Source organism: Thiothrix sp. UBA5583, assembly GCA_002425225.1.
In the GTDB taxonomy this organism is placed as follows: domain Bacteria; phylum Pseudomonadota; class Gammaproteobacteria; order Thiotrichales; family Thiotrichaceae; genus Thiothrix; species Thiothrix moscowensis.
Genome location: DILV01000037.1, coordinates 37,172 through 46,284 on the forward strand (window position 1 = coordinate 37,172; position 9,113 = coordinate 46,284).

The 9,113-nt window shown below is 51.9% G+C and carries 10 protein-coding genes; 7 read left to right on the plus strand and 3 right to left on the minus strand.

All coding sequences use genetic code 11. The features are described 5' to 3' along the window. Positions 1-334: 334 nt before the first annotated feature. Entirely contained in the window at positions 335-730 is a 396-nt protein-coding gene (locus B2U47_RS15515) for an SseB family protein (RefSeq protein ID WP_296680529.1), read from the plus strand. A gap of 41 nt (positions 731-771) precedes the next feature. Here the strand turns inward: B2U47_RS15515 and cysQ are convergent, their stop codons facing one another. Continuing rightward, positions 772-1,563 carry a 3'(2'),5'-bisphosphate nucleotidase CysQ gene (cysQ, locus tag B2U47_RS15520; RefSeq protein WP_296680532.1) on the minus strand — a complete coding sequence of 264 codons (792 nt, stop codon included), beginning with the start codon at positions 1,561-1,563 and terminating at the stop codon, positions 772-774. Positions 1,564-1,572: 9 nt separating this feature from the next. Then, on the minus strand, positions 1,573-2,121 hold the full coding sequence (gene nudE, locus B2U47_RS15525; RefSeq protein ID WP_296680534.1) for an ADP compounds hydrolase NudE: 549 nt from the start codon (positions 2,119-2,121) through the stop codon (positions 1,573-1,575). A gap of 17 nt (positions 2,122-2,138) precedes the next feature. On the opposite strand from nudE, the gene yrfG reads away from it, so the two are divergent. Then, positions 2,139-2,822 carry a GMP/IMP nucleotidase gene (gene yrfG, locus B2U47_RS15530; RefSeq protein ID WP_296680537.1) on the plus strand — a complete coding sequence of 228 codons (684 nt, stop codon included), beginning with the start codon at positions 2,139-2,141 and terminating at the stop codon, positions 2,820-2,822. Positions 2,823-2,882: 60 nt separating this feature from the next. Here yrfG and B2U47_RS15535 read toward each other — a convergent pair whose 3' ends face one another. After that, positions 2,883-3,497, minus strand: a complete 615-nt coding sequence (locus B2U47_RS15535; protein WP_296680540.1) for a carbonic anhydrase — start codon at positions 3,495-3,497, stop codon at positions 2,883-2,885. Between the two features lie 570 nt (positions 3,498-4,067). On the opposite strand from B2U47_RS15535, the gene B2U47_RS15540 reads away from it, so the two are divergent. From B2U47_RS15540 to B2U47_RS15560, 5 genes are all read left to right on the plus strand, one after another. Then, the gene (locus B2U47_RS15540; RefSeq protein ID WP_296680542.1) at positions 4,068-4,895 is read left to right on the plus strand and encodes a ParA family protein; all 828 of its coding nucleotides are present in this window, start codon (positions 4,068-4,070) and stop codon (positions 4,893-4,895) included. After that, complete coding sequence (locus B2U47_RS15545) at positions 4,888-5,133, plus strand: hypothetical protein (protein WP_296680545.1); 246 nt, start codon at positions 4,888-4,890, stop codon at positions 5,131-5,133. Before B2U47_RS15540 ends, B2U47_RS15545 begins: the two co-directional genes overlap by 8 nt. 200 nt (positions 5,134-5,333) lie before the next feature. Further along, positions 5,334-7,037, plus strand: coding sequence for a ParB family protein (locus tag B2U47_RS15550; protein WP_296680547.1), 1,704 nt, complete (start codon positions 5,334-5,336; stop codon positions 7,035-7,037). Beyond that, positions 7,027-7,668 (plus strand): STY4526/YPO1902 family pathogenicity island replication protein, encoded by a 642-nt coding sequence (locus B2U47_RS15555; RefSeq protein ID WP_296680549.1) that lies wholly within the window; start codon positions 7,027-7,029, stop codon positions 7,666-7,668. The genes B2U47_RS15550 and B2U47_RS15555 overlap by 11 nt, the downstream gene beginning before the upstream one ends. After that, complete coding sequence (locus tag B2U47_RS15560) at positions 7,662-9,083, plus strand: STY4528 family pathogenicity island replication protein (RefSeq protein WP_296680552.1); 1,422 nt, start codon at positions 7,662-7,664, stop codon at positions 9,081-9,083. The genes B2U47_RS15555 and B2U47_RS15560 overlap by 7 nt, the downstream gene beginning before the upstream one ends. Positions 9,084-9,113 lie beyond the last annotated feature (30 nt).

Consider the following 9,113-nt stretch of genomic DNA (forward strand, 5'->3'; position numbering starts at 1 on the left):
CCATTTGACCCCTGCAAGTGCCTGATTTCTTGATTTTAGCCGCGAACCACACTTTCATGTGTAGTGAACATCGAAGTAATGATAGTATAAAAAGTACTCAATATTATTCCTAAATGTTTGATCTTTAAATAATAAATTCATTACCTTGAAAGCCCTATAGATCAGGGCAAGAGGCGTGGTAAACGGGAGATCCCAGCCCCCTTTTCCCATGTTTAAGGCAAAGCGGCTACTTGGCTATCCGTTTGCCCTTTTCATTATACTTCATACAGGACATTGTGCCTGAGCGGGGGATTGATTACCCTCACATCCGTCAACAACAGGAAGGATTTTGTGGATGAACCCGCTAACAATGAATACCGCAGAAGAACTGCTGCTCAAAGCCCAGAACGGTGAGCTGGATAGTGAAGCCTTCATCCAGCAATTGATGGAAGTCACGCTGTTCATGCCGATTTATGAAAAGCACCAGATCGGTGGTTTACAACCCACCAGCAGTGACCAGGCCACTCCACTGACACTGGATGATGACAGTGGGCAGAAAGTCCTGATCCTGTTCACCAGCCCGGAACGTGCCAAAGCCTTTGTGCGTGATTTCCCCGGCTACGGCGGAGGGTTGCTGGCTGAATTCAAGTGGATACTCGAAAAAATCGGGGTGGGATACAACATTTCGATCAACCCCGATCACGAACTCGGGATTGATCTGGAAGTAGGGATGTTACAGCAGGTTCATTGAAGAAACTCCTCCCCTGACAAGGGGAGGGCGGGAGGGATTTCTTACAAATATGTTGACCAGTCGTGGTAATCACTGCCGAACACAAAGAAATGCGGGTTCAGCAGCGATTCCTTGGTGTTGTAGCGCATCGGCTGCATGTCGGTACGGGTGAAGTGCCCACCGGCTTCTTCCACCACAATTTGTGCAGCAGCCGTATCCCACTCGGAAGTCAGCCCCAGACGCGGGTAAATGTCCGCCGTTCCTTCCGCTACCAGACAGGCTTTGAGGATGCTGCCCATCACGGTGTACTCGTATGCGCCAATCTTTTCCAGGAAAACCGGCATGGTTGGGTCACGGTGTGACTTGCTGCCCACCACTTTCAAGGGGGTGGCGGTCGCGCGGGTCGTAATCGGGAAGGTTTCACCATGACTCTGTTTGAATGCACCACCACCCTGATGGGCAAACCAAGTTTCATTCAGGGCGGGGGCGTGTACAACACCGAGAACCGGTATGCTGTCATGCACCAGCGCAATCAGCACGCTGAATTCACCATTACGCTTGATAAATTCACGGGTTCCATCCAGTGGGTCAACCAGCCAGTAGGTTGACCACTGCTTGCGTTCCTCGAAAGCCAGTTCCCCGGCATTTTCCTCCGACAGCACCGGAAATTGCGGTGACAGCTCGCCCAGTGCTGCCACTATGTGATGGTGGGAAGCCATGTCAGCGGCGGTTAGTGGTGAATCATCATGTTTGTGTTCCACTGAAAAATCGGCGCTGTTGTAAACCGCCATGATTTTTTCGCCTGCTTCCTGAGCGATACGGACAGTGGCTGGCAGGAGGTTTGCTAAATCCATGAAAAATCCTTAGGTGTTTTGTTGGAGCCAGTCCTGTGCCAGATACAGTGCCAGCAGGCTGCGACCTTCGGTGAAATCGTCGCGTTGCAGCAATTCGTCAAGGTTGTCCAGCTTCCACGGCACGACTTCCAACTGTTCCGGCTCGTCGCCTTCAGTGCGGTGCGGGTACAGATGGCGGGCAATGACCAGATGGGTGTGGTGAGCCATATAGCTGGGTGACAGGCTGACCTTGCGCAACAGGTGCAACTCGTGGGCGGCGTGACCGACCTCTTCCATGATTTCGCGGTTGGCCGCTTCCAGCACGTCTTCGCCCCGCTCGATATGGCCTTTGGGGAAAGCGAGTTCGTAGCGTTCCGTGCCTGCCGAATATTCACGGATCAGCAGCAGCGTGTCGTCGTTCAGCACCGGCACGACCAGCACAGCACCGTGACCGCGATTGGCAAGGCGTTCGTAAATGCGTTGTTCGCCGTTGCTGAATTCCAGATGCACTTCTTCCACATGGAACAGACGGCTGCTGGCAACGGGGCGCGTTTCGTGTATGGTTGGCAATTTTGACATGCACGGATTTTAGCACGATGCACAGCACAACAGGCGAATTCCTTCAGCCCATTTCCCTCGACTGGGATGAAATCCACACGGTCTTCCTCGACATGGATGGTACGTTGCTGGACTTGCACTTCGACAACCATTTCTGGCTGGAACACTTGCCGGTACGGCTGGCGGAACAGCGCGGTTCCACCCCGGCTGAAATCAGTGCCTATCTGCACGGGCGTTACACCGAAATGGAAGGCTCGCTGGAATGGTACTGTATTGATTACTGGCAAAACCATTTGGGTACGGATCTGGTGGCACTGAAACACGAAATTGCCGACCGCATCCAGATTCGGGCGCATGTGGAACGTTTTCTGGAATCCCTGCACCAGCGTGGCAAACGGGTGGTGCTGCTGACCAATGCCCACCAGAAAAGTGTCGGCCTGAAATTCGGCTATGTGGCGCTGGAACAGTATTTCGACCGGGTTATTACCTCACATTCGCTGGGCTTGCCCAAAGAACACCCCGATTTCTGGCAAAAACTGACGGAGGTGGAAGCCTATGTGCCGCAACACGCGCTGTTTATTGATGACAACCTGCATGTGTTACGCTCCGCACAGGGGGCGGGGGTGAAGTATTTGCTGGCTATTCACCAGCCGGACTCGCAGTTGCCACCGAAAGATACCCAAGAGTTTGTGGCGGTGGAGTGTTATACGCAGTTGCTATGACTGCAAGGCTAAGCCACTTTGGCAATAATATTGTGATGGTGTTAGCTACGCCCTTAGGGTCTAGATTGTGTCTAAAAACTCAACGCAACCGGTTTCCAGCGAGTAAGATGCACCGACAACCACCAGTTTGCCACTATTGACCAGACGTTCGAGGATGTGTGAACCACGTTGCAACTGGTTGACCGCAGAACGGATATTGGCGCGGATGGCGAAATGCAGCAATTCATCGGGATCATCACGCAGTCTGGTTTCCAGTAGTGTTTCGACGGATGGGCGTATGCGGTCAACGATGGAATGCAATGCTGGGGAGCGGTGTGTGCTGGGGTTTTGCAGCTCGCCCAGCGTGGCGGCAACCGCACCGCAACAGGAATGCCCCAAGACTACCACCAGTTCTGTACCAAAGCGTTCCACCGCAAATTCGATGCTGCCAACCTGTGAAGGCGCAACCACGTTGCCCGCCACCCGAATGACAAATAAATCGCCTAACCCTTGGTCAAACACAATCTCCGCCGGTACGCGCGAATCGGAACAGCCCAGGATGATGGCAACCGGCTCCTGCTTGCTGACAGTTTCGCTTCTGCGTTGACGGTGGGTGTTATTGCCTAGGCATTGATCCGTCACGAAACGCTCATTGCCTGCTTTGAGACGCTCAAGGGCTGTTTTTGCCGAAATCATGTTCTACCTTTGACCATCATGTCCGTTGTTGATGGTTCAGTATGTTACCTGATTTTGTGCGGTGCAATAAAGACAGCCCTACGTGTTGCCGAATTGGGCGCACAAAGCAACTGGCAGCAAGACATAGACAAGAATCACCATGCAGAAAGCCTTCTTTGCCCGTGCGATCCGCGATGATTTGATGATCATCAGCCCGAACTACATCAAATAAATGCGCTACTGGTTGCTGGTTCAACAGGTGGGTGGGTCAAACAATAACCGCTTGTCAGTGGTTTGTTACAATTTGTTACAAATAAGTGTAGCTTAATACCGACTCTCTGTGTGGTTATGGGATAAAAGCCGGGCATGTTCCCGGCTTTGTGGTGAGTCCAATCCTGAGCAATGCTAGCAAGCAAAAAAAGTGGCTAAAACAAAAAAGGGCTACATCCGTATGAATGTAACCCTTTCATTTGTATGGTGGGACATGTGCGACTCGAACGCACGACCACCTGATTAAAAGTCTAGTGCTTCATCTTGTAAATTATTGATATAAAAAGGTTTTATTGATCCTCCGATAAAGTTGGAGGTTTCATGTCAAAAATTATCACTATATGCTCGACCAAGGGCGGAGTGGGAAAAACCACGCTGACGGCAAACCTTGGCGGCTTTCTCGCCAGTCTTGGCAAACGGGTGTTGCTGGTGGATGCGGATATGCAACCATCCCTAACCCGATATTTTGAGCATACCTATAGCGCCCCAGCAGGGCTGGTCAGCCTACTATTAGATAAAAATATAATCAATACAATCAGCCAAACTAATAGTGGTTGTGATCTGATCCGTTCGGATGACACCGATTCACGATTGCCTATTGAGTTGGCAAAGTCAGATTTTCGGCTGAATTTGAAAGAGTCTCTGAACGACCTGTCACCCCAATACGATTTCATTCTGGTGGATACCCAAGGTGCAAAAGGCCCCGTACAGGATGCAGCCATTATTGCGGCAGATATTCTGTTATCGCCTATCCCGGTTGAAGCACTCTCAGCACGGGAGTTTCTGGACGCAACCCTCGGGATGATCGCCAGTAACCGCCCATCATCCCGATTCAGCAGTTATAGCATTGCCCCGCTATATGGACTGATCTACCGGGCAGATCACACTAGGGATGCTGCCTTGAATACGGAACTGCTAACAGAAGCCATATCCATTATGGCGGGCAAATATCAGGTGGACATGACCCTGTTGGATGCCAAAATTTATGCCTCTGTGGCATGGAGGGAAGCCGCATCATTGGGCGTAGCTATCCATACCTTGAAAAAGCACCCCATGGCAAACCGGTCACTGATGGCAGTTATCGCCGAGCTTGGATTATTACCCAAAGCAGAAGAAGCTGAGGAAAAGGATGGGGTAAGCCATGACTAAAAAGCAAAAGACAAAAACGCTGGATTGGCTCGCAGAACAGGCTTGTGCAGTGCTGGAGGTGAGCTGCGGGAAGGATTATGCCGACGCCAAACGCCGACGTTTGGCGGGTGAAGACCGTTTTAAAGTATTGGTGTGGCTTAATGAATTGGATAGCCAAAATCTGGCGGCATTGGCTAATCGCGTGGGGGTTTCTGCCTCTTCCCTAGATGTGACCCGGAGAACGGTGAGGTCGCTCTGATGGAACAAGAACAACCAGTCAATATCAATGCTTTAGCAATATTAGGAATTTCTATTGAAGGCTATAAACCTCCCATTATGAAAATGCTAGGTAATATTGAGATGAAACAATAACAACGAAGGGAGGATGATACTGTGCAGCTTAATAAAAAAACGGTAAGGGGTTTGATTGTTGATCCGGGAAAACCTGCGGAAATAACGATGGAAGATAAAAAATTTGATAAACGCGCAATCGTTGTGGATGTGGATCATATTAACTTTTTTGGAGGAAATCCCCGCCACTCACCCAATGAAGCGTATGATGAAATAAAGGCATCCATCCAAGCTGTTGGGTTGAACAATCCATTGATTATTAGCAGGCGTCCTGAAGATGAGCCAGACCAATACTTTATCTACAAGGGAGGTAATACCCGTTTACGGGCATTGAAAGAATTGTGGGAAGAAACCCGCGACCCCCGTTTTTTTAAGGTGCGTTGTGAATATCATCCGTATGTCTCTGAAACCGATGCATTGATTTCCCACATGAGTGAAAACATAAACCGTGGTTCAATGACGTTTATTGACCAGGCACTGGGGATGCAGGTAATCAGGAAGCGGCTGGAGGATGAGTTGGGGGGAGCATTATCCCTACGTGGCCTTGAGGCTGAACTGCAAAAACGTGGCTTGCCGAAGAGTGCTGGGCATCTATCAAGGATGGAGGATGCGGCTAGGCTGAATACTGCCTTGTCAGTGGCGTTAAGGGCAGGAATGGGGAAACATCAGGTTGAACGCCTAAGCAGGCTAGAAAAATCAGCTTTTGCCGTGTGGCGGCAGAACGGTAATCCTGATGCCGACAAACAACTATTTTGCAGCACAATATTTTTTCCGGCACTAAAGCGCAGTGATGGCGAGCAGTGGAAGTACGAAACCGCTGAAGCACTGGTGCTGGAAGGTTTATTGGGGGCAATGCCGAAGGGTTTGGATGCACAAGCAGTGACAGCCAGTTTTAGGGCGGCGATGGAAGGCAAAGGCTTGGTAACGCCACCTACCGAAGCTGAGCCTATCCCAATGGAGCCGTCTGTGGTGTCAACTCCAGCCTTGCCTGTACCACCTGAAACAACAAATTCACCGATGCCATTGGCTAACCCAGTCGCTGCACCCAGCCCTGTTGGTCTGGAAGTAAGTTCCACGACTGATGTGGGTAGCTCTCTCCTGGAGGACGATAGTCGATATGGCTGGGAGGGTGGACATCCTGTTGATGTGCTACCACTGGCGGGCAATCAACAGGATGTCCGTGAGGTCGTGATTGACGGCAGTGGGCGCTGGTTGGCGCAACTGGATACCTTGCGGGCGCGTAATTACGAGTTGGCAGCCAAACTGGCGGATTATGTGCCCAATGGGCGGGCATCCCTTGCCCGGATTGGCGTTGGGTATGGGTTTTTGGTGCTTGATGTCTTCAACCGTGATTATCTGGAAAAACTCTTTATTAAAGCCAATGGTGATAATACCGAGGAAAGACTTGATGCTCATAAGACCCTGATACATACAGCCACCCTCTGGTGGCTTTTGGTTAGTATCAGCGGCACGTTGCACGATGACAGCCTATCGCTGGCTTTGGCTGGCAGACCCCATCCAGATAGCCAGCCTGGCTGGAGTTGTCCACCAGACCTGTTGGTAAGCCTTGCCCCACCTGAGAGCCTGTTGTTTATCCAAGAAGAAAACGGGATGTCGGCGGCTGCCCAATATCACAACATCTATTTACCGGAACACCTTTTATATCACTGGTGGCTCAGATTGCCAGATACACGCCTTGAGTGGGTCTTTGAGCTTATCCGCAATGTCCGCAGTATCCACGAGCTGATCAGCCGTCATGCAGGGAAAACAGGCAATGCCAGTGCCTGGGAGGTAAAGACCAATGACATTTGAACTCATGGATGTTGATTTGGATAAGCTGGCAGCAGATGTCTTGAATGATGCCCAGCGGCAACGTCTGGATGAACTGCCAGCCTCTTGGCGTGACAGCGTATACCAGTACCTGCAAGCATCTTTGGCAGAGTCTGCACGGGATCACCTTGGGTACTGTCAGGCGTTGGGCATAACGGATGTCGTGTTGGATCGGGTTATCCGGGCAACAGGCAAAGCCTTGAATGATGCATCCGCCCGGCAGCAACTGATCCAGGACATGGTACGTGGTGGCGCGTCCCTGCCCATGCTCAAGAGCCTGCTAAACGTGAATGAGCATGAACACCGGCAAGCACGGAAAGCCTTGGGCGATGACTGGCAAAAGCCAAAACTGCCCACCCTGAATGATGACCAGATGACCCGGTTGTACCATCAATGGGTGGATGCAGGGAAATCTGCGGCAGTGGACTGTCTGCTGGCACTGCATCAGGTGAGCGGTTATCCACTGAAGACCCTATGGGATTGTGTGCAGGACTGGACGCACGTCAAGCGTGACAAGGAAAAGAAGGGTAAAAAGCGACGGGAGTTTGAAGGGGATGCTGCCCTGCAACGCTTGCGGGAGATCCGGGCGATGGGGGGAAGACCTGGATGGTAGCCACCCATGCCTACCTGCAACAGATGATTGACCGTAGCGGTGCAGCCTTGCTGGGCAGGGATGCCAAGGTTACGGAAGGTCTACTGTTCCTGGGCAACCCACAACTGGTTTTTCCGCGCCTGTTGTTTGAAGACCCGATACTGGAGCCGGTAGACCGCAATGTCTGGGCAGCGATCAAGCTCCATGCGTCAGACGGTGATGCAATCACCGCCTTTCCCTCCTATGAGGAATTGATGCTGCGTTGCAACATCGGTTCCAAGGCTACCGTTGCCCGCAGTATATCCATACTGCGAGCCTGCCGTTGGCTTACGGTCTGCAAGTCACGGCTGCGGGATGCCAGGGGCAGGGTGAGGGGCAATATTTATGCCTTGCATGATGAACCCTTGCAGTTGGTGGAAACCCTGGGGCTGGATGACCATTACCTGACATGGCTGGCTGCAACTGCCGAAGGGAAGCATACCCCACATCCTCGGGCGATTGCGCTCGCCAACCAGATATTGCAAGACATGCAGGATCAGGTGCAGGCAGGGGAGGATATTACCCAGCTACGCCCACCCATGGAACGGCGCACTGAGGCGATGCTGGCTATCAGTGGGTTGAGGTCTGGCAAAGTGGCAGGGCGGTTCTTTACGCTAGGTACTGCCCGGTCTGCCCTGTTCACCGCTTCGGGTGCAGTCCCGAAAAGCCAGGTACAGGAACTGTACTTAGTTACTGGAGACTGTCAGAACCCAGGTACAGAAACTGTACTTGGCGAACCGGTAGGGGGTGAGTACAGAAACTGTACCGGGGTGAGTACAGTTTCTGTACTGCGTAGTAATAGTAGTAGTAAGTATATAAATAAAACTACTACTACCTCTGTAGGTAGTTCGGAGGTAGGGGTGAGTACAGAAACTGTACCGGTGGTACTGGTAGTTGATGCGTGGCCACCTGCCGTGCGCGGATTGGCGGCCAATGACCGGGAGCTGGTCAGGTTGCAACTAGGTACAGTCCCTGCCGCTCTCCAACTGCCTGTACTGTCTGCCTTGTCAGCCAAGCTGGAATCCATTGCGGCGGGTGGCAAGCCGCTGATCTATGGCATTTTTCCCTACACCCGCACGTTATGTCAAAAAGCCCTGCGGGGTGAATTGAACCCTGTTACGCCCGTTATTACGCATCCTTCACCAGCCAACCAACAGCCAAACCGGTCAGTAGAGTCTGAAACAGCCGGAATTACCCTTGTCCACCTGACCAACCTCAGCAATGAGGTCAAAACCTTGCAGGGGTTGCAGAAAGCCCAGCAGGAAGGTTCCGACGCATGGGACAGTTTCACGGCGCAGATTGAGGTCAAGAAAGCCGAGTGGTATCGGTTGCGGGATGTGTTGCAGGCACAGGCGGCGAGGGAACAACAACCTGTCACAGCGATGACCATGAACTGAGCAGCAGGGGTGTTGCCCAGGGCAACACTT

Excerpts from the sequence above, each read along its gene's own strand:
- B2U47_RS15515 (WP_296680529.1), top strand. The coding sequence starts at position 335 with ATGAACCCGCTAACAATGAATACCGCAGAAGAACTGCTGCTCAAAGCC.
- cysQ (WP_296680532.1), bottom strand. The coding sequence starts at position 1,563 with ATGGATTTAGCAAACCTCCTGCCAGCCACTGTCCGTATCGCTCAGGAA.
- nudE (WP_296680534.1), bottom strand. The coding sequence starts at position 2,121 with ATGTCAAAATTGCCAACCATACACGAAACGCGCCCCGTTGCCAGCAGC.
- yrfG (WP_296680537.1), top strand. The coding sequence starts at position 2,139 with ATGCACAGCACAACAGGCGAATTCCTTCAGCCCATTTCCCTCGACTGG.
- B2U47_RS15535 (WP_296680540.1), bottom strand. The coding sequence starts at position 3,497 with ATGATTTCGGCAAAAACAGCCCTTGAGCGTCTCAAAGCAGGCAATGAG.
- B2U47_RS15540 (WP_296680542.1), top strand. The coding sequence starts at position 4,068 with ATGTCAAAAATTATCACTATATGCTCGACCAAGGGCGGAGTGGGAAAA.
- B2U47_RS15545 (WP_296680545.1), top strand. The coding sequence starts at position 4,888 with ATGACTAAAAAGCAAAAGACAAAAACGCTGGATTGGCTCGCAGAACAG.
- B2U47_RS15550 (WP_296680547.1), top strand. The coding sequence starts at position 5,334 with ATGGAAGATAAAAAATTTGATAAACGCGCAATCGTTGTGGATGTGGAT.
- B2U47_RS15555 (WP_296680549.1), top strand. The coding sequence starts at position 7,027 with ATGACATTTGAACTCATGGATGTTGATTTGGATAAGCTGGCAGCAGAT.
- B2U47_RS15560 (WP_296680552.1), top strand. The coding sequence starts at position 7,662 with ATGGTAGCCACCCATGCCTACCTGCAACAGATGATTGACCGTAGCGGT.